We start from the raw sequence: 20,441 nt of genomic DNA on the forward strand, positions 1-20,441 counted from the left end.
CCACCATTCATCCTGCATCGACGCCGGCAAGCGCCATGACGATGGATGACGAGGGGGCCACCCCGCTCCGGTCCTCGCGCGCCCGTTCCCATGCGACGGCAGGGGCGGCCGCTTGCACACGTGGCGCCGGCTGGCCAGACAGGCCCGGCCGGGGCCACATCGGCCTCAGCCGTCGTCCGGAAACAGCTCCAGCACCTGACTGGCCACATGAAACGACCCCAGCGCCAACAACAGCTCGTCCTCGCGCCGCGCGGCCGCGGCGCGCGCGCCCGCCAGTGCCGCGGCCAGATCGGGATAGATCGAATAGCCCGCCTGCGGTGCGCTTCGGTGCAGCGCCTCGGCCAGGGCAATGGCAGGGAGCCCACGCGGCGTCACCCCATCCAGACCGATCAGATGCCAATGATCGATCCGGGCATCCAGCGCGGCAATCACGCCCCCGACATCCTTGTCCGCCAGGGCGCCATAAACGGCCTGTACCGGAGCGGCCCCTCGCCGGACCAGCCAGTCCGCCAGCGATGCGGCCGCCTGCGGATTGTGCGCCACATCCAGGTACAGCTGCGGACCCGGCTCGCCCATGTCCACCGGCTGCAGCCGGGCCTGGATCCGGACGCTGGCCAGGGCGCGGGCCAGCGCGGCCGGCACCAGCCACGGCGGCGACTGCGGCCGGGCCTGGTCGCGGACTCGCAGGGCCGCGATCGCCGTCGCCGCGTTGTCCCGCTGCACCGGCGCCAGCAGGGCCGGAGACGGCAGGTCAAGAACGTGGTCGGTGCCGAACCACCAGCGCCAGCCATCGTCCAGCGGGCGTGCACCAAAATCGAGATCGATGCGCCACACTTCGGCACCGGCCTCGGCCGCTGCCTGCAGCAAGCCCTGCGGCGGCTGATGATCGCCGATCAGCAACGGTCGCCCGGCACGGGCGATGCCGGCCTTCTCGCGGCCGATGCTGTCGCGGTCAGCCCCCAGCCAATCCATATGATCCAGATCGACGGTGGTGACGACGGCGATGTCGGCATCCACGATATTGATGGCGTCGAGCCGCCCGCCCAGACCGACCTCCAGCACCGCCACGTCCAGCCCGGCGCGCGCCAGCAGATCCAGTGCCGCCAGCGTGCCGAACTCGAAATAGGTCAGCGGCAGCCCCGCGCGGGCATGTTCGATCCTCTCGAAGGCGGCCACCAGCTCGGCATCGCCAACCTCCCGGCCATCGATACGGATCCGCTCGTTGTAGCGGATCAGATGCGGCGAGGTATAAGTCCCCACCCGCTGCCCGCTGGTGCGCAACATGGCATCCAGCAACGCCACGGTCGAACCTTTGCCATTGGTGCCTCCCACCGTGATGACTTCGGCCGCCGGACGCGGACGACCCATCCGCTGCCAGACCTCGCGGACACGCCCCAGACCCAGCTCGATACTGTTGGGATGGGTTTGCTGCTGGTAATCCAGCCATTCTGACAAGGTATGGGGCATATCGAATCCGCAGCTGCCTGCCGGCTCGGTCAGCGCCGGCGAAGGATAAAGACCGGAGCGTACGGCCCAGGCCGTTCGCTTGATGGAAGTAGCCGGGCTCGGAAGGGTGCAGGCCGGCCGCGAGGAGGCACGGGACTCAGCGCCAATCGACCCGGATGATGCTGCGCCCCAGCGCCTTTTCGATCTTTTTGCAGACCTGCGGGGTGCCATTGACCACCACGGCCTTGTCCGCCAGCTTCAACATAGGCACATCGTAGGCCGAATCGGTATAGGCCATGGCCGAGCGACGAATACCGGAGGCCGCCAGCGACTCGACCTTCAAAGCCGAAAAATTGTGACGCAAGGTGGTCATGCCCAGCCAACCCGGACGCAACTGCGAAGCCAGTATCTGCAACCCTTCCAGACCCAGCTCGTCCAGGATGCCGGTGACCAGATGCTCTTCGCAGCCGGTAACCACCACGACCTGATCACCACCGACCTGATGCCGCCGCAGCGTCGCCAGCCCCTCCCGGCAGAACAGGCCGGGACGCCGCACCAGCTCGGCGGCGAACACCCGAGCGACCCGTCGGTAGGCCTCCGGGTCCAGACCCAGCAAGCCGAAGCGGATCAGACCGTGAATCGCACGGCGCCGCGAAAACATCGCCGTCAGCAGCAGCAAGGGCGAACAGCCGATTACCAGCGCCCGGCGCCACCAGGCCTTCGCGTAGAAATGACGAACCAGCAGCGTGAAGGCGTCACCATGAATCAGCACCCCGTCGAAATCGAACAGGATGATGCGCGCGCCCATGCCCGGGGCCTCCGGCGTATCCGCCACCTCGCTGTGCATGATCAGAGCTGGCCGAACAACCGCTGCAGTTCACTGCCCGGATCCGGCGCGCGCATGAAGGCCTCGCCGACCAGAAAGGCATGCACCCCTTCAAGCCGCATGCGGGCGACATCTTCCGGTGTATGGATGCCGGACTCGGTGACCAGGATCCGCTCATCGTCCACCTGATCGCGCAGCATCAGCGTCGTGTCCAGCGAAGTTTCAAAAGTGCGCAGATTGCGATTGTTGATGCCCAGCAAAGGTACGGGCAGCTGCAGCGCCCGCTCCAGCTCGGCCTGATCATGCACTTCGCACAACACGTCCAGATCCAGCTCGGCGGCCAGCAACGCCAGCTCCATCAGCTTCTCATCATCCAGAGCAGCCACGATCAGCAAAATGCAATCAGCACCCAGCACCCGCGATTCATAGACCTGGTAGGGGTCGATCACGAAGTCCTTGCGCAGGATCGGCAGCTCGCAGGCGGCCCTGGCCTGGCGCAGATAGGCATCACTGCCCTGAAAAAAATCCACATCCGTCAGTACCGACAGACAGCAGGCGCCGCCTTCTTCATAACTGCGCGCAATGGCCGCCGGATCGAAATCCGGCCGGATCACACCCTTGCTGGGGCTGGCCTTCTTGACCTCGGCGATCACGGCCGGGCGGCCGTGGTGGATGCGGGACTCCATCGCGGCCGCAAAGCCGCGGGTCAACGGCAGATGCGGTATGCGGGCTGCCAGATCGGCCAGCGGCAGACGCTCGTGGCGCTCGGCCACCTCCTCCACCTTGCGGGCCAGAATACGTTCAAGAATATCGCTCATCGTGCCGTCCCGCCCGCCAATTCGCGGGTCGCAGAAACAAAGTCACGCATTTTCGCACGAGCCGAGCCATCCGCAATCACCCTGGCAGCGATATCGACACCTTCAAGCATCGAATCGGCCCGCCCGGCCACATAGATCGCGGCTCCGGCATTGAGACAGACGATGTCGCGGGCAGGCCCCGACTGGTTGTCCAGCGCCGACTGCAGCATGGCCAGCGACTCCTCCGCCGACTCCACCCGCAAGGCGTCCATCCGGCCCCATTCGATACCGAAGTCGACCGGCGCGATTTCGTACTCGTGAATCCGGCCGTCTTTCAACTCGCCCACCAGGGTCCGTGCCCCGATGGAAATCTCGTCCAGTCCATCGCTGCCCCAGACCACCATCGCCCTTTGCGCCCCCAGCGACTGCAGTACCCGGGCCTGGATACCGACCAGGTCAGGATGGAACACGCCGTGCAGAATCGCCGGCGCATCGGCCGGATTGGTCAGCGGCCCCAGAATATTGAAGAGGCTGCGCACGCCCAGTTCGCGCCGCACAGGCGCCACCACCTTCATGGCCGGATGGTGATTGGGGGCGTACATGAAGCCGATACCCGTCTGCCGCATGCTTTGTGCCACCTGCTCGGGACTCAGGTCAATCACCACCCCCAGCGCCTGCAGCACATCGGCACTGCCCGAGGTCGACGATACGCTGCGTCCGCCATGTTTGGCGACGCAGGCGCCGGCGGCGGCGGCCACGAACATCGAGGCGGTGGAAATATTGAACGTGCAGGCACCGTCACCGCCGGTGCCGACGATATCCACCATATGCTCGCGGATCGAGACCCCGTCCGCCCCGACCTGCGGCAGCGGCACCTTGGCGGCCAGCTCACGCATGACCATCGCCGCGCCGGTGATTTCGCCGATGCTCTCCTTCTTGACCCGCAGCCCTGCGATCAGGGCCGCCACCATCACCTGACTGACTTCGCCCGTCATGATCTGGCGCATCAGCGAGACCATCTCGTCCTGGAAGATTTCCCGATGCTCGATCACCCGCTGCAGGGCGGCACGCGGCGTGATATGCAGCTCGTTCATGCCGACGGCTCCCGTGGCAGGCCCAGGAAGTTGCGCAGCATGTCGTGACCGTGCTGGGTCAGAATCGACTCGGGGTGGAACTGCACACCCTCCACCGGCAGGCTGCGATGGCGCAGGCCCATGATCTCGTCCAGCGAGCCATCCGGATGCTCGGTCCATGCCGTCACTTCCAGACAGTCGGGCAAGGAAGCCTGCTCGACCACCAGGGAATGGTAGCGCGTGGCCTCGAAGGGATCCGGCAGCCCTGCAAACACGCCCTGATCCCGATGAAAAACCGGCGAGACCTTGCCGTGCATGATCTGCTTGGCGCGGATCACCTTGCCGCCGAAGGCCTGACCGATGGCCTGATGCCCCAGACAGACACCGAACACCGGAATCTCTCCCGCCAGTCCGCGCAGCACATCCAGCGACACGCCGGCCTCGTCGGGGGTGCCGGGTCCTGGCGAGATCATGATGTGATCGGGTGCCAGCGCGCGAATCTCGTCCACCGACATGGCGTCGTTGCGAACCACCTGCACCTGCTGGCCCAGCTCGCCCAGATACTGGACCAGATTGAAAGTGAACGAATCATAGTTGTCGATCATCAACACTTTATTCGACATAATTGCCTGTCCAGTAAGGAAAATAGCCGCTGTACTTCAATTCTGTCCCCGCATCGGCACCCGCCCGTCAGTGGACTCGACGGTCTTGGCAGTGCCGGTACGAGAAGCGGCCAAGAGCGGGCACGAGCCGGCTTCGTCCTTTGACGACACCTGCTGGCCGGACTGAAAGATTGAGTGCATGGATGGAGACTCCTTGGAAAATCCGGGAGCCGCCTGGCCGGGGAATCGATCTGCGAATGACATCCTGTCCACCGGGTCGGGCGGCAAGATGCGGCGCAAGCCGCGACGTCTGGCCGCTTCCTAGAAGAAGCGCCACCAACGGACGAGGCAAAAGCTTGCGAAAGGGATCATGAAACGGCCTGTTCTGCATATGGATCGGCGCCGCCATCTACCTTGGGTAGACTGACCGTGCCGATGCCGACCGATTCTAACCACTGCGGCGTGCGGGTGTCGATAGCCCGGCCGGTGGCGAAGCGCCGCGCGAAGACCAGGCGCCGGCTCAGCCCACACCGATCTGCCAAAACCCGTCGCCTGGCGATGGCCCCTTTCCGGGCGACCCTACCTGCGCCCATCAGGACATCAGCGTCGATCGTCCGGGGGATCATCGATGCAGCCCGGCAGACCTCCATGCACGCGCTCTGCCCGCCAGCGATCCGCATTCGACATGACAACCCGCAGTGCATCCACGACATGGTAGCTGCCCCCGAACAACGCTCCGGGCGCCGCCAGCGCACGGTCGACCAGACAGACATCCAGTTGCCTGCCATGGCGTGCAACCACCCCGACTGACATCAGCCATGACCGGTCCTCAAGCTCCAGATCGGCCCCGTCCGCCTTCCAGGTGATGCGTGTGAATCCGTAATCCGCGAAGTGATGCCTGCCAGGTTCGCGGCGCGGCCCGATGGAGTTGGGAAAGCTGGTCACATCCAGATGCCGTACCAGTGCCCGCACATCCTCTGACGGCGCCTGGATCGCCCATGCGGGTGCACCAAGCAGCAGCCAACCCATGTTCCACCATGCTTTTTTTCCGTAACGACATGCGCATGCTCTCCGGTTTTACGGCGTTGCGGAACAGCTTTCTGCCATACCAAGCCAGGCTCTCGACATCGGACACCGATGACCAGAAACCACCGCGCCCTGACCATCGATTGATTGTCACCTTCAAGGGGACAGTGTTTGGCAGTTTGCCCGCTTTCCATCATCGATGTCGTCCGCCAAGATGACAACCACAGCCCGCCGGTCATGACGAGCTTCAGGCCAGACCAACGCACCTGAAGCCGGCATGACCAGGTGGCGGCCTGCAAGACCGCAAGATCCCGTCTGCGGCTTGTCAGGCCACAGATGCACGACTTAGCGTGTAACGGCTCGCGTAGTTCCAGACCCCGGCCCAAGGGCCATCGCGGTTTCACTTGAAGAGGATCACCGACATGTCCAGCATCACCACCAAAGATGGCACCCGCATCGCCTACAAGGACTGGGGCAAGGGCCAGCCCATCCTGTTTTCGCATGGCTGGCCGCTGGCCGGCGACGCCTGGGATGCCCAGATGCTGTTTTTCGCCCAGCATGGCTACCGGGTGATTGCCCATGACCGGCGCGGTCACGGACTTTCCGACCAGCCCTGGGAAGGCAACAACATGGACCAGTACGCCGATGATCTGGCCGAGCTGATCGAAAAGCTGGATCTGAAGGACCTGATCCTGATCGGCCATTCCACCGGCGGCGGTGAAATCGCCCATTACGTAGGCCGTCATGGCAGTGCGCGGGTGGCCAAGCTGGTGCTGGTCGGCGCGGTACCGCCGCTGATGCTGAAAACCGCCGACAATCCGGAAGGCACGCCGCTGGAAGTGTTTGACGATATCCGCAAGAACACCGCCCACGGTCGTTCGGAATTTTTCCGCAATCTGGCCATTCCCTTCTACGGATTCAACCGTGACGGTGCCAGCGTGATCGAAGGGCTGCGTGAAAGCTTCTGGCGGCTCGGCATGCTCGGCGGCATCAAGGCCGAATACGACTGCATCCATGAGTTCTCGGAAGTCGATTACACCGCTGACCTGAAGAAGATCGACAAGCCGACCCTGGTCATCCATGGCGACGATGACCAGATCGTGCCGATCGCCGCCTCGGGTGAAAAAACCGCCAGGATCGTCGCCGACGCGACCCTCAAGGTCTACCCGGGTGCGCCGCATGGCCTGGCCCAGACCCATGTCGAGCAGTTCAACCGGGATGTGCTGGCCTTTATCAAGGGCTGAGCCTGCGGGTCAGGCTCCTTCGCCCGGAACAAGAGGTCGCCGCAGGCGACCTCTTGTTCGGTTGTCTGGCCGGGCATGTCGAAGCCACTGACAGCCGGGAACCCGCTCAGAACTGGTAATTGAAATTGACGATGCCGGTACGGCCGGCCGCCACTGTCGCATAATGCGCGGCATAGGCCTTGTCGAAATAATACTTGTTGGTCAGATTCTGGATATTGACCTGCACACTGAGATTTCGATTGACCGCATAGCTGGCCATCAAGTCCAGCCGGGTATAGCCGGGCACCCATTTGGTATTGGCGATATCCCCCCAGACCTTGGACATGACATAGGCACCGCCACCAATGGTCAGGGCCGGAGTCACGGCGTAAGTCGTCCACAGCGTGAAGCTGTTGCGGGGCGTATTGGTCATCTGCTTGCCCTTGTTGCCGGCATTGGCCACGCCCGGGCCGGGCTCGACCAGCTTGCTCTTCAGATAACTGTAGCCGCCGAACACATTCCAATGATCGGTCAGTCGCCCGTTGAAGCCCAGCTCGACACCATCGACCCGATACTTGCCGGCATTGATCTGGTCACTTCCGCGCCCTGCGGTATTCACCCTCGCATTGCTTTTTTCGGTACGGAAGACATCGCCGGTCAGCGTCAGCCGGCGATCCAGCAGATCCCATTTGGTGCCGACTTCCAGATTGCGGCTGCTCTCGGGTTTCAAGTCATCATTGGTCAGGGCCAGACCGTCCGCGCCATTGCCCGCATCCACACCCGGCGGATTGGATGAAGTCCCCCAGTTGGCATAGATACTGCCCGTTTCGACCGGCTTGAAGACCAGCCCGGTCTGGTAATTCATGAAACTGGCATGATTGCGTGCCTGGCTGACCGCACCGCTGGCACTGGTATGCGACACGGAGCGAGTACGGAAATCATCGTAGCGCGCACCCAGATTCAATGCCCACATCGGCCCGAACTCCATGGTATCGAACAGCCACAGCGATCGGGTGCGGGTGGAAAGGCTGACCGGGTTCAGTCCCTTGGCAAGTTCACCCTGCCAGGGGTCGTTCGGGTTCGGAGAGATCACCGGCGCACACCAGTAATCGGCCGCCGCCCCCTGACCGATGGCGCAGGCGCCGTTGGCCAATGCGCCGGTATAGGACGGCGAGATACGGTAGGACGAGCGCGAGGTGTTTTCGTTGCTCAGCTCGTAACCGGCCGCCATCGAATGATGGATGCCGCCCGTGTCGAACTGCCCGGTCAGGTCCGACTGATTGGTCAGGTTCGTGGTCGAACTGCTGCGGGTATTGGCCCGCCGCCAGACGCCGCCATTGACCAAGAAGTTGCCTTGACTGTCATCCGGCTGGGTCCAGACATAATCATTGGCAAAGCGCGAGAACACGGTGGAATTGCGCAACACCCAGCCGCTGTCGAAACTGTGTTTGTAGATGATGCTGCCCAGATCGGTCTTCTGGCGCTGGAAGTCGCGATCGTTCAGTCCGTAATAGGTATTGTGCGGCACCCGGATCGGCTTGCCATTGCCATTGAGGGAGGCATTCGGACTGCTGGCGGCAAACGGATTGTTGTAGGGAATGCCGCTGTCGGGCTGATCATCACTTTGCAGGTGGTAATAGCTGAAGGTAACGCTGTCGGCAGAGTGCAGGCCCAGCGTCAGCGAGGGGGCGATACCCCAGCGCTGATATTCCGGACCGTTGCGATCCGCCGTGTGGTTCTTGTTGCCCATCACCGCCAGGCGAAAGGCCGAGTCCCTGCCGATGCGATGATTCCAATCCACCGTGCCTCGGGTGTAGGCGGCATTGCCGATACCGAGGTTGGCATGCAGAAACTCCGCATCCAACGGCGCCTTGGATACCATATTGATGCCGCCGCCGACCGAACCGCGACCGCCATAGGCCGAACTCGGCCCCTTGATGATCTCGATCTGGTCGATATCGAAGACTTCGCGCTGCTGGCCGGCACTGCTGCGAATGCCATCGACCAGGATCGAGCTCTCGGAATCGAAGCCGCGGATAAAGGGCCGGTCACCATTGGGATTGCCGCCTTCGCCGGCACCGAAGGTGATCCCGGGTACGGTGCGCAGCACATCCTGCAGCGAGGTTGCCTCCGTCTGCTGGATGATCTCCCGAGGAATCACCGTGACGGCTCGCGGCGTATCCAGCAACGAGGCCGTGAACTTGGGTGAACTGGAAGTATAGGTATTGGCCGAAACCCGTACCGACTCCAGAGCATGAGCGCGTCGACGTGAATCATCGGGTGCATCGGCCACCTTGTCGGCGGCCGCGGCATCGACGGCATGCGTCAGCATCGCCACGCCCAGCGTACTGGTCAACAGGCGGGTCGGCGCCAAAGCCTGGGCTGTACTCCATTTCAAATCTGTCATTGCAAGCTCTTCCTTGACTCGGTCGTGGGGGCCACAGTCCGGCATTCGCCAAAGCCTTCCTGCAGGTGCGTCTAAACAATTTGCGCGACAGTAATGCAGATGACAATGATTCGCAATATATATCGACAGCATGAAGGCTTCGAATCCATTTGCTCAATCCACTGTCGCATAAACAGTTTCTTCACGTCCTCGGATCATCTGGCGCCGCCGACAAGCCGGCCGGACTCGCGACCAAGGGCTGGGATCGCAAGAAAACGCATGACACCTGCACGGCTGATATCAATGCATGGCGGATAAGAGCGGCACCGTGGCGACAGGCCGGGTAAGGGGGGCGGCGGCCCTGAGCGGCAAGGTCTCATATGTTCATGCCGGGCATGGAAACACGCGACGAGCCCCGCCCTTTCGCCATCCGCAACGCGCTTTGCAGGCCGGTCGCCGGGAAGTACCATACCCACCACCGTATTTTCGGAAGCGACCATGCCCCACGCGCCCGCCGAGAAAAAGCGCAGTCTCAACCGGGTGCGCCGCATCCTCGGCCAATGCGATGCACTGGATCGCGCCATCGAGACCGGCATCCGCTGCGGTGAAGTCATGCAGCAGATCGCAGCCATCCGCGGCGCGATCCGCGCTCTCTGATGGCCGAGGTGATGGAGTCGCACCTGCGAGAGCAGTTCGCCACCGATCCAGCATCCACGGAGACGGCGGTCCGCGTCCAGGAGGCCATCGGCCTGACTCACCCGCCGGATATCGGATCCGTTGTACTTCCCCTCCCCCCTTGCAACAGGAACATCCCATGGAGCGAGTTTCCCGACAGGCCTGCTTCGGCGGCTGGCAAGACGTGTATCGATTTGACTCGAAGTCGCTGGCCGGCAGTGCCACGGTCGGCGTCTATCTGCCGCCGCAGGCCGAGCAGCGCAAGCTTCCGGTGCTGTACTGGCTGTCCGGTCTGACCTGCACCGAACAGAACTTCATCAGCAAGGCCGGCGCCCAGCGCTATGCCGCCGAGCATGGCGTGATCCTCGTCGCGCCTGACACCAGCCCCCGCGGCGATCAGGTGGCCGATGCCGACCGCTATGATCTGGGTCAGGGCGCAGGATTTTATCTCAATGCCACCCGCCAACCCTGGGCTGCGCATTACCGCATGTACGACTTTGTCGTCGAGGAATTGCCTGGCTGGATCGAAAGCCACTTCCCGGCCTCCGACCGGCGCGCCATCAGCGGCCACTCGATGGGTGGTCATGGGGCGCTGGTCATCGCCCTGCGCAATCAGTCCCGCTATCGCAGCGTGTCGGCCTTTGCCCCCATCGTCGCGCCGACGCAGGTGCCCTGGGGCGAACTCGCCTTCAGCACCTATCTGGGCGAGGATCGTCTGAGCTGGCAGGACTATGACGCCACGGCCCTGCTGACGCGTCTCGGCTGGCGCCACGGCAGCATACTGATCGACCAGGGTGAGGCCGATGATTTTCTGGACAGCCAGCTGCAGCCGCAGCGCTTGCGGGAGGCCGCTGCCGCCGTGAACGCTCCACTGCATCTGCGGCTGCAGCCCGGCTACGATCACAGCTACTACTTCATTGCCAGCTTTGTCGGCGAGCATATCGCCCACCACGCGGCGGCCCTGCAGGATTGAGCCGGGCCCGGCGGCCACAACGCCGGAATCTGCGATGAGCCTGGATCTCTTCACTGCCACCCATGCCGATGCCGGCGAACAGATCGGGGCTGGCACCTGGTTGTTTCGCCAGCGGGCGCTGCCCGAGGTCGCGGCCTTGGCGGGGGGCTTGCGGCTGATTCTGGCACAAGCCCCCTGGCGACATCTGATCACCCCCGGCGGTCACCGCATGGCGGTAGCGATGACCAATTGCGGAACGCTGGGCTGGCATTCGGATGAAGCTGGCTATCGCTATCAGCCCGTCGATCCACTCAGCGGCCATCCCTGGCCGGCGATGCCGCCGGCGTTTGCCGAGCTGGCCCGCCAGGCAGCCGCCCTGGCCGGCTATCCTGACTTCCATCCCGATGCCTGCCTGATCAACCGGTATCGCCCCGGCGCCGGCCTCAGCCTGCACCAGGACCGCAACGAACAGGATCACGGGCAACCCGTGGTCTCCGTTTCGCTGGGCATGGAGGCCCGTTTTCTGTGGGGTGGCCTGCAGCGTGGGCAGACCGCCTTGAAACTGCCGCTTTATCATGGCGACATTCTGGTCTGGGGAGGACCCGACCGGCTGCGCTTTCATGGCATCGCCCCCTTGCAGGGCCCGCCCCACCCCGAATGGGGGCTCAAACGAATCAATCTGACCTTTCGCCGCGCCCGTTGAATCGCCCGGCGACGGGCATCCAGCCGCGCCAGACACCATGCGCCCGAGTCGGATGCGCGGCGGCGGCGCCCGCATGAAAAAACCGCCGCCCGACACAGATCGGACGGCGGCTTCCTCAGGTAACGCCGGTCAAAGAGAAACCGGTGACATTATCCCTGGTGACGATGCTGCAGCCACTGGCTCACCGCCGGCAGCCGCTGCTGGCGCAGGGTGATGCCGTACTGGATGCTCTCAATGGCCGAATCGACACTGCGGCGGGAGCCGCTGGCCATGTACTTGGCGGCAAAGGCCTGCAGCTTGTCGATCATCGCCGGGTCGGTCGATGCCGTGGCCAGTCGCGGATAAAAGGCCGCCGCGGCGCTGCCGTCGATCATGCCATCCAGCTGCGACTTGTGCTGCAGGGCGAAATCGTAGGCCAGCTCCGGATGCTGCCAGGACACCATCGAGACCATGCCGGCACTGTTGGTGGCGCCCGGCTCGTCGGTCAGCGCCAGTTGCAGCGCCTGTTTCGCCAGACCTTCGTCTTCGCTGCTGGCCAGCAGGCGATACAGACGATCACGGATCAGCGGCGTGGTTTCCGCACGCGCCTGGGCATGCATCTGCTGCCACTGGGCCGCATCGGCGTGCTCGGCCACCACCGCCAGCACCGTCTTGCGCAACGCCGCCGGCAGTGCCGCCGGATCCTTGATCTGGGCCGCATAGAGGCGACGGGCCTCGGCCAGCACACCGGGCTCACCCATGCTGCCCAGCACCGCGATCAGCTGGGTCCGCAGCAAGGTTTCCGGCGCCAGCTCACCAGCCTTCACAGTCCAGCCCAGTCGATCAAGCTGCGGCTTCAGCTTGGCCATGGCATATGCCCGCAGGACGGCACGCTCGGCAGGCTGGCCCTTGTAGTCATTGTCCAAGGCCGACAGGTGGCCGGCGATATTGGCCCAGACCTGCGGGTCTGCACCGGCCGGCGTGGCATCGACCAGATCCAGATATTCACTGACAGGCGCCCGCCCGGCCATGCCCAGTGCCCAGGTGTCCCCCATCAGACCGAGCTGGTCGATCGGCGCCACGTCCGCGAAATGCCGGCGAATCGCTGCCAGACCGGCGGGGGTATACAGGCTGCGGTAGTAACCGGCTTCACCGGCATTGATCAGAATCGCCCCGCAGCCCGGTACGCGAACGCTGGCCTCGCCCCGGTCCACCAGCAGATGCTGGGTCTTGCCGCCCAGCGGCTGGACCGTGACCGGAACATCCCAGTGCAGCGGCTTCTTGTCAGGGCGATCACGCGTGAACTCCCTTTGTTTCAGCTGCAAGGTCGTCACCCCGTTCAGGCATTCCTGCGAGGTCACCTCGATCATCGGAATGCCCGGCTGCAAGGTAAAGCCGTGCGCGACGGCCGTCACCGGCTTGCCGCCGGCCGTGGACTCCACCGCCTTCCACAAATCATCGGAGACCGCATTGCCATGCTCGTGGGCTTGCAGATAGCGGTGCACGCCCTGCCGCCAGGCTTGCGGGCCAACATAGTTCTCCAGCATCCGGATCACCGCTTCGCCCTTGCTGTAGGTGATGGTGTCGAAGGCTTCCCCGGCCTGCTCCACCGTGGCGATATGCTGGATGATGGGATGAGTGCTGGCGATCGCGTCGCGGGACATAGCACCCTCGCGGACGCCGACAGCCTGGAGATTGGTGTGCCATTCCGGATGCAGCTGCGCCATGGTGCGATTTTCCATCCATGAAGCAAAACCTTCGTTCAGCCACAGATCGTCCCACCAGCGCATGGTGACCAGATCGCCGAACCACTGATGGGCCATCTCGTGGGCGGCCGTGCTGAACACGGCTTCCTTGTCGCCTTGGGTCGAGAAGGAGGGATCCAGCAACAGGAAGTATTCGAAGGTGAAAATGGCGCCCCAGTTTTCCATGGCACCGAAGAACTGGCTGCTGCCCGGCGAGGCGATATTGTCCAGCTTGGGCAAGGGATATTTGATGCCGAAGTACTGGTTGTATTCATGCAGGATGGACTTGGCAGACTGCAGGGCGAAACCGGCCTGGTCCACCTTGCCCTGCTGGGTGATCACTCCGATCTGGGTGCCGTCGGACTGGGTCGTCGCACGCTGGAAGTCGCCCAGACCGAAGAACAGCAGATAGCTGGACATCTTCGGCGTGGTTCCGAAATGCACGCTGGCCAGATGGCCATCCAGCTTGCGGCCGGTCGCCACCGGCATATTGCTGACCGCCATTTCGCCCTGCGGCACGATCGCGGTCAGATCAAAGGTCGCCTTGTAGGCCGGCTCGTCCCAGGACGGCATGAAACGGCGGGCATCGGAATTCTCGAACTGGGTGTACAGCGCCTGGCGCTTGCCATGGGTGCTGACATAGTTGATCACGAACAGGCCGTTCGGCTGGGTATTGATCTTGCCGCTGTAATCCAGTGCCAGGCGATAATGCCCGGCTGCCAGTGCCTGCTTGAAATGCACCGTGGCCGTCTGGGCCTGGGCATTCACCGTGACATCGGCCGGCGTTCCAAGCACCTTGCCATTCACGTCCTGCAACTGGGCCTTGGCAAAGCTCAGATCCATGGCATTGAAGGTGATGCTGTCCGTGGGATGGCTGACTTCGATCGAAATCACCGCGCGACCGTCGAAGCTCATCTTGTCCAGATGCGGGGTGATGCTCAGCACGTAATGACTGGGCGTGACACCACGGGGCAGCTGGGTGGTCACCTGGGCCAGCGGGGCAGCAACCGCCGGAACGGTCTGTGCCGATGCCACGAACGGTGTGCCGGCGAGCGCCAGGGCGATGGCAGTAACAAGCTTGAGACGCATGAGTATCCTCGGATCGGTCGAAAGAAACGCCGTGGGCGCAGTACCCACCCACGTCACGCAATCTTTCATCTTGCAACGCATCCCGCCATGCAGGAAGGCCCGAAGGTCATGGCTGCCCGGCCTAGCCCGGCCTAGCCCGGCCCAGCCCAGCTCAATCAAGCCACGCGGCGACCTCCCCGCAAGGCCGTTCGATCTTCAGACTGAACAGATCATCGGCCCGGGTGCGGCCCTGATTGATGGCCACGACCGGCAACCCCAGCCGCGCCGCCTCGCGGACCAGTCGATAGCCTGAATACACCATCAGGGACGAACCGATCACCAGCACCGCATCCGCTTCGGTCAGCGATGCCAAGGCCTGGGCTGGCCGCTCGGCCGGCAGGGCTTCGCCAAAGAACACCACATCGGGTTTCAGGATGCCGCCGCAATGCTCGCAATCCGGCACCCGGAAATCCATCGGACCGACAGACTGCCAGTCCATATCTCCGTCCGGAGCGCGACGCAAAGAGTCGGTGTCGGCGATATGCCCCGCCTGCTCCAGACGTGACTGCAGGGCTTCGCGCCCACTGATGGCTCCACAGCCCAGGCAACGCACGCGATCCAGACGTCCATGCAGATCCAGCACCTGAGGACTGCCGGCCCGCTGGTGCAGGCCATCGACATTCTGGGTGACCAGCAAGCTCAGCCGACCGGCCCGTCCGGCCCGGGCCAGGGCATGATGCATGGCAGTGGGCTGTGCCGCGGCAAATCGTGGCCAACCCAGTCGACTGCGGATCCAGTAGCGTTGTCTGACCGTCGGCGAACGGGTGAAATCCTGCCAGGTCACCGGCGGAGGATGCTGCCAGGCGCCCTGCTGATCGCGATAGCAGGGAATCCCGGCCTCGGTACTGCAGCCTGCGCCGCTCAACACCCACCAGCGACGATGGCGCCGCCACAGGCTCTGCCAGGAGGCTTTCAAGGACTCCTGACCGGCCGCTGAGGCGGCGACATCAGAGCCAGCCTCCACCATCACACGGCCGGTGCCGCGCAACTGGCCAGTACCCCAAGCACCTGCACATAGACCGAACCCTGGGCCGAAACGGTCAATACCCGTCCCGGCACCGCGGCCGTGCTTTGGCCGTTGCCGCTGCTGCCCGTCCGCCCGCAGAACTCGAACCCCGTGGCTGCCCCGCCCACCACCTGCCCTTGCGGTCCGAAACTGATCGGCGTCGTCAACGCAGCCATGGCCGAGACATGGCTTTCGCCCTGCCCGACCCGCAGCAGGGTCATGGTGCCCCCCGTCGCATATACCTTGTTCGGGGCACCCGGCGTCGTGTAGATCAGCCAGCCCTGACTGTAATCATTGCCACCGGAGCAGGCGGCAGCGCTGCCGCCGCTGGGGCAGATCGAGACGCTGTACTGACGCAGCACAGCCTCGGTCCGGGCATAGGCCAGGGCCCCTTGCAAGGATCCTACCGCACTCTGCAGCTGATGCCGACGCAGGGTCGTATAGAAATTGGGTACGGCAATCATCGCCAGAATGGCCATCACCGCCACGGTCACCATCAGTTCGATCAGGGTAAAACCCTGTACCGACCGTGCCGGGCGAATCGCCCCTGCCACCATTACCAGCAACTGCCATTGGTCGTGGTACCGGCAGCCGTTCTGGCACCGGTATCGCTGACTGACAGCGCACCGCAGCCGTCGGTGGCCTGAGGCCCGCCACTGACCGGCGTAGCGGTGGCCTTGAAGTTGCTGCTGGTCGCGCTTGCCAGCGCCACCGAATAATACTGGTGGGCCGAATACAGCGGGCTGGCCGTGAAACCGACCGTGCTCAGGCTGCCGTAGCTGTTGTACGTCGCGTAATAACGCTCCTCCGCACCCGCCACCTGCATCAGGATCTGCTGGGCATCGCTGCGCCGCGCCCGCTGCATGTAACGACTGTAGTTGGGAATCGCGATCGCGGCCAGAATCGCGACAATGGCCACCACCACCATCAACTCGATCAGAGTGAAGCCATGCTCGCGGCGAAAATCATCAGTTTTCATAGTTGTTGAGGATACGCCAGGAACGGCGGCGACGCGTCGCTCCGTTGATGGATACCGTACTTGTCGTCGTGCCACTGGTGGTGGTGCCTGGAAAATACACCGTACCTCCGGAACCGGTGGCCCCGCTCAAGGATCCGGCACTGGCGGCACCGGAAATATGACTCCCTGCCGCGGTGAAACCTGATGCCAGGCCCGTGCCGCTGAAATTGTTGCCCAGGGCGGCAGTACCGGTGGTGGCATCGAGCTCGAGGATGGAGCCACCCAACGCCGTGGTGCATGGATCGCTGGTCGCAGGAATCAAGGTGGTGAACACCACGGCATCGGTAGACAGTTGCAGATAGGGATTGACCACCACCCGTTCGCCAGCCGTCTGATTCAGCAATACATACCAACCACCGGCCGTCGCAGGCACGGCATTGCTGCTGACACCGATCACTCCGGTACTGCTGGTACTCAGGGTCTGCTGTACCAGACTGGGCAGCGTCCATGCAGTGGCCGTGGAGTTTCCCGGATCGCGCACGGCGACGATGCCCTGCACGGTGGTATCTGCAGTATCGGCCGTACTGAGAAAACGTCCCGTACCGAAAATCACCATGAAATAGGATGAGGTCGGATCGGCGACCAGACGTGGCTGGGTGGTGATCGATTGCGCGGCCACCGTGGTCGGTGCGTAAATCCGGCTGACTCCCGCCGTCTGGCTGGTGGAGGACAGGTTGGCCGAGGAGAAATCGAAACGCCATAAATTGCCGGCCAGATCGCCTGCAAAACCGACATCGGCCACCTGATCACCGTTGTAGTCTCCGAGCACGACAGTGGACAAGCCATAGCTGGTCACCCCCGATGGCGTACGTATCTCCTTGATCAAGGCTCCCGTCTGGGCATTGAGCACAAACAGCGAACTGTAGGTATTGCTGGCCGCCGCCGCCGTGCTGTTGTCAGGGAAGTAACCGCCAGGCACCAGCACCACCCACAGCCCATTGGCCAGACGGCCTATGGTAGGGGTACCAAAGGTATAGCCCAGATTGGCTGGCGCGCCATTGCTCGCTGTGCTGCTGCTGTTGAATTCCCAGAGGATTTTGCCGGCCACGGCCGAGGTACTGGTCATTGCGGCGGGATCAGTCACGTCAATGGCGTAGATGCCCCGTCCGCCGTAACGCAGGCCACCGACAAGAATGGTATGCCAGCCCTTGCTGCTGCCATTGCTGCCGGATGCGGAGAAGAACACATCGCCCTGTACCGGCGTGCCGTCCACCGTCGGTGTAAAACTGTAACTGTTGAGCTTGGTCTGCGCCGGGAGATTGGCATAGACGCTGCTGGGCAGAAAGCCCCACAACTCACGGCCTGGAGATCCGCCGGAAGTACGCGCATCGAAGGCATGCAACATGCCGTCATTGGCCGCCGCATACAGCACCCCTTGGCGCGACGCATAGGTCGAGACAAAATTCGAATAGGCGTAGCTGCTACTGCTCGCCAATGCCAAGGCTTCGGGTGAGCCACTGGGAAACGTATTGCTCAGTCCTGCACTGGGCGCACCGACATAGACCGGCTGGGCGTTGAAGATCGGCCCCAGCAAACTTGTCCTCGACCGGAACAAGGTTCCCTCGCTGCTGCGCACGCCACTGAGCCAGCTCACCCGCGCAGAACCGTTGCCGTCGCTGCTGCCGCCGCTGCCGTCCGGGGAATTGAGTATCGCCTGCTCGCTCGAACTGAGACCGGACCAGTTGAAGGCGATGCCGGTACCGGCCCCTGGCCCGGAGGTGGTTACCAGCACGCGCGGATCGGAAGTCAGATCACGTTTGGTCAGCAAGGAGCCGGCCTCCCACAGATTGGCCCCAATCACTCCGGTGGCGCCTACGGACTCCGCAGCCAACGTACCGGTCCAGGAGGTGGTGTTGTAACCGGCCAGATAAGCCACGGAATTGCTCGTCAAGGTCTGGGCGTTCAGACTGACATTGAGTGAGGAGCTGCTGCTGGCGATCACTGAAGCCAGAATCGTGCTTAGCGAGTTGTACAGCGTGGTCGGGTCGGAGGCGCTGAAATAGCCACCACGGGAATTGAGCGCGGCATGCCAGGTATCATCGATATTGGTGGCTCCACCGGCCGTAGTCGGTGTCGGCCAGGCCTGCTGCCCCGTACGCAAGGCAAGCAGGGTCGCCGCATTGTTCGTCAAGGTCCCCGTGGCTCCCAAGGTAACCATGTACTGTGAAATATGCTGCCAGGTGGCCGGATCATTCGCGGGATTGAAATAGACCTCCCGATTGGATCCTGGACTGGTGCTGCTCACACTGGCAGTGCTCGCCGTGACCCCCGTGGTGAGATCCGGGTAATAAGCCGGCACATTGTTTTGAGGCAGCAGGTCCGGTCGAAGATTGGTGGCCCAGCCGCTGAAAGCAATATTGGCCAGCGAGGCCGGAAAACTTGATGACTCATTCCAGTAGACGGCGCTTGTCTGCTGCCCGACGGTGTAGGCCGTATTGTCTGGCAAAGTCGTCGAAGTCGAGTCCCGCACGGTCGGTGTCGATGGCGAATCAGCATTCCAATAGCCATCGGTCACCAGCATGTTGAAATTCTTGCGGCAAGCCAGCTCGGTCGGGGTGCTGGTACTGTCATTCCACAATGGTGCCGCACCTCGAGTCGCATTCGACGTGGCACTGAGCTTCTGGCCATAGAATTTGGCCACGGTCTGCAAGGCCACTCGGGTCGGCGTGCTGCCGCTGGCCGGTACGCCATAGACCCAGTTCATGAACTTGCTGCGCCAGCAGCTGTCGCTGCTGATGGTGGTGGAACTGCAGCCAGTTGATGCATTGACCAGCGGCAGAATGCCGCTGGGAGCGCTGCTGCCCAACAAGGTGAGCGGGCCGTAGGCCAGGCCCTGGTACTGGCCGGCACTGGTGTTGTAGGCACTGCTTGCCGTCTGGCTCTGCAGGGTCTGCCAACCGACGCGCACCGCACTGTCACCCAATGAGCCGAAGACCCGCCCGATACCACCGCGGGCCATCAGATTGCGGGTGCGATAATAGCTGTACCAGATTGCGAAATTGGCCTTCACGGCATCCGAGGCATTGGCCAGCGAATGATAGGTGCAATTGGATGTAGAACTGCAGCTGTAATAAAAGCCACCCGGATCGGTGGTGGTGGTGGTGGTGGTCGTCGTACCCGTGGTGGTATACGAACAAATAAGAAAACTGCAGCTTATTGTGGTGGTCGTGGTGGTGCCGTTGTTGGTAAAGGTGCCCTCAGGAGGGCAGTCTGAACTGAAGAAACCCCTGTAGCACGAGCCACTCTTGGGCTGCAATGCAACAGTACTGGTGACGGTTACCGTGCCACGCAAGCTGGCTGGAATATCCAGCTGGGAACAGACTCCGTTACTGGTGTTGTACCAGCCACCGGGCTCATTTGCATCGCGCGGACAAGGCGAATTGCCGGCATAGACATTGCTGAGATAGCCAGTATAAAAACTGGTGCTGAGGTTCTGGTAAGCCGGCGTCAGATAACTGCCATTGTTCGGGCTCCAGCAACCGGCACTGACCAGGCTGGCGCAGTAACCATCACGAGGGGCATGAGTATAGGTCGGCACGACCATTGTCCCGCCCGGTGGTGGTGGCGGTACGGTATAGGTGATATCGGGATTGAAATACAGCGGATTGTAACTGGACGAATAATAAAAGGACTGGTTGTATTCGCCGTCCATCGAGTCGGGAATCGAGGTCGAATTCATCGAACCCGAATCATCGAAGGTCACCACGATATTGGGTGCCACTCGCGTCGTCACACTGGGCGGCGTGCTGCTGATGGTCACCGTATTGGCCAGCAACGCGCTCCCACTGAACATGGCCAGCACCAAGGCGACCAGCACTTGTGCGGAAAGGCGACACACCCCGGCAAAAGAACTCAT

15 protein-coding genes and 1 pseudogene are annotated in these 20,441 nt (G+C 62.9%); 4 read left to right on the top strand and 12 right to left on the bottom strand.

Going from position 1 to position 20,441, the window contains the following annotated elements:
* Positions 1-165: 165 nt before the first annotated feature.
* The 6 genes from folC to FRAAU_RS10785 all read right to left on the bottom strand — a co-directional run bounded on the left by folC (position 166) and on the right by FRAAU_RS10785 (position 5,773).
* Complete coding sequence (folC, locus tag FRAAU_RS10755) at positions 166-1,467, bottom strand: bifunctional tetrahydrofolate synthase/dihydrofolate synthase (RefSeq protein ID WP_014403557.1); 1,302 nt, start codon at positions 1,465-1,467, stop codon at positions 166-168.
* A 136-nt stretch (positions 1,468-1,603) separates the two neighbouring features.
* Complete coding sequence (locus FRAAU_RS10760) at positions 1,604-2,254, bottom strand: HAD family hydrolase (RefSeq protein ID WP_041271063.1); 651 nt, start codon at positions 2,252-2,254, stop codon at positions 1,604-1,606.
* A 41-nt stretch (positions 2,255-2,295) separates the two neighbouring features.
* The gene (gene trpC / locus FRAAU_RS10765) at positions 2,296-3,090 is read right to left on the bottom strand and encodes an indole-3-glycerol phosphate synthase TrpC (protein WP_014403559.1); all 795 of its coding nucleotides are present in this window, start codon (positions 3,088-3,090) and stop codon (positions 2,296-2,298) included.
* A complete protein-coding gene (gene trpD, locus FRAAU_RS10770) occupies positions 3,087-4,163 on the bottom strand; it encodes an anthranilate phosphoribosyltransferase (protein WP_014403560.1) in 1,077 nt (358 codons plus the stop codon). Before trpD ends, trpC begins: the two co-directional genes overlap by 4 nt.
* Positions 4,160-4,765 (bottom strand): anthranilate synthase component II, encoded by a 606-nt coding sequence (locus tag FRAAU_RS10775; RefSeq protein WP_014403561.1) that lies wholly within the window; start codon positions 4,763-4,765, stop codon positions 4,160-4,162. Before FRAAU_RS10775 ends, trpD begins: the two co-directional genes overlap by 4 nt.
* A 579-nt stretch (positions 4,766-5,344) precedes the next feature.
* On the bottom strand, positions 5,345-5,773 hold the full coding sequence (locus FRAAU_RS10785; RefSeq protein ID WP_014403563.1) for a hypothetical protein: 429 nt from the start codon (positions 5,771-5,773) through the stop codon (positions 5,345-5,347).
* A 419-nt stretch (positions 5,774-6,192) separates the two neighbouring features.
* Between FRAAU_RS10785 and FRAAU_RS10790 the strand changes: the two genes are divergently transcribed.
* Positions 6,193-7,014, top strand: coding sequence for an alpha/beta fold hydrolase (locus tag FRAAU_RS10790; RefSeq protein ID WP_014403564.1), 822 nt, complete (start codon positions 6,193-6,195; stop codon positions 7,012-7,014).
* 106 nt (positions 7,015-7,120) lie between these two features.
* Here FRAAU_RS10790 and FRAAU_RS10795 read toward each other — a convergent pair whose 3' ends face one another.
* The gene (locus FRAAU_RS10795) at positions 7,121-9,400 is read right to left on the bottom strand and encodes a TonB-dependent receptor (protein ID WP_014403565.1); all 2,280 of its coding nucleotides are present in this window, start codon (positions 9,398-9,400) and stop codon (positions 7,121-7,123) included.
* A 477-nt stretch (positions 9,401-9,877) separates the two neighbouring features.
* On the opposite strand from FRAAU_RS10795, the pseudogene FRAAU_RS10800 reads away from it, so the two are divergent.
* The 3 genes and pseudogenes from FRAAU_RS10800 to alkB form a co-directional block, all read left to right on the top strand.
* Positions 9,878-10,119, top strand: a pseudogene (locus FRAAU_RS10800) (metal/formaldehyde-sensitive transcriptional repressor); the annotation flags it as partial.
* A 74-nt stretch (positions 10,120-10,193) separates the two neighbouring features.
* Positions 10,194-11,027 carry an S-formylglutathione hydrolase gene (gene fghA / locus FRAAU_RS10805; RefSeq protein ID WP_014403567.1) on the top strand — a complete coding sequence of 278 codons (834 nt, stop codon included), beginning with the start codon at positions 10,194-10,196 and terminating at the stop codon, positions 11,025-11,027.
* A 34-nt stretch (positions 11,028-11,061) separates the two neighbouring features.
* Positions 11,062-11,709, top strand: coding sequence for a DNA oxidative demethylase AlkB (gene alkB, locus FRAAU_RS10810; protein WP_014403568.1), 648 nt, complete (start codon positions 11,062-11,064; stop codon positions 11,707-11,709).
* Between the two features lie 149 nt (positions 11,710-11,858).
* Here alkB and FRAAU_RS10815 read toward each other — a convergent pair whose 3' ends face one another.
* The 5 genes from FRAAU_RS10815 to FRAAU_RS10835 form a co-directional block, all read right to left on the bottom strand.
* On the bottom strand, positions 11,859-14,522 hold the full coding sequence (locus FRAAU_RS10815; protein ID WP_014403569.1) for a M1 family metallopeptidase: 2,664 nt from the start codon (positions 14,520-14,522) through the stop codon (positions 11,859-11,861).
* Positions 14,523-14,673: 151 nt separating this feature from the next.
* Complete coding sequence (locus tag FRAAU_RS10820) at positions 14,674-15,477, bottom strand: NAD-dependent protein deacetylase (RefSeq protein ID WP_041271065.1); 804 nt, start codon at positions 15,475-15,477, stop codon at positions 14,674-14,676.
* 50 nt (positions 15,478-15,527) lie between these two features.
* Entirely contained in the window at positions 15,528-16,124 is a 597-nt protein-coding gene (locus FRAAU_RS16560) for a GspH/FimT family pseudopilin (RefSeq protein WP_014403571.1), read from the bottom strand.
* On the bottom strand, positions 16,124-16,546 hold the full coding sequence (locus tag FRAAU_RS17870) for a type IV pilin protein (RefSeq protein ID WP_014403572.1): 423 nt from the start codon (positions 16,544-16,546) through the stop codon (positions 16,124-16,126). The genes FRAAU_RS16560 and FRAAU_RS17870 overlap by 1 nt, the downstream gene beginning before the upstream one ends.
* The gene (locus FRAAU_RS10835; protein ID WP_014403573.1) at positions 16,536-20,441 is read right to left on the bottom strand and encodes a pilus assembly protein; all 3,906 of its coding nucleotides are present in this window, start codon (positions 20,439-20,441) and stop codon (positions 16,536-16,538) included. The genes FRAAU_RS17870 and FRAAU_RS10835 overlap by 11 nt, the downstream gene beginning before the upstream one ends.

The organism is Frateuria aurantia DSM 6220 (assembly GCF_000242255.2).
Classification (GTDB): Bacteria; Pseudomonadota; Gammaproteobacteria; order Xanthomonadales; family Rhodanobacteraceae; genus Frateuria; species Frateuria aurantia.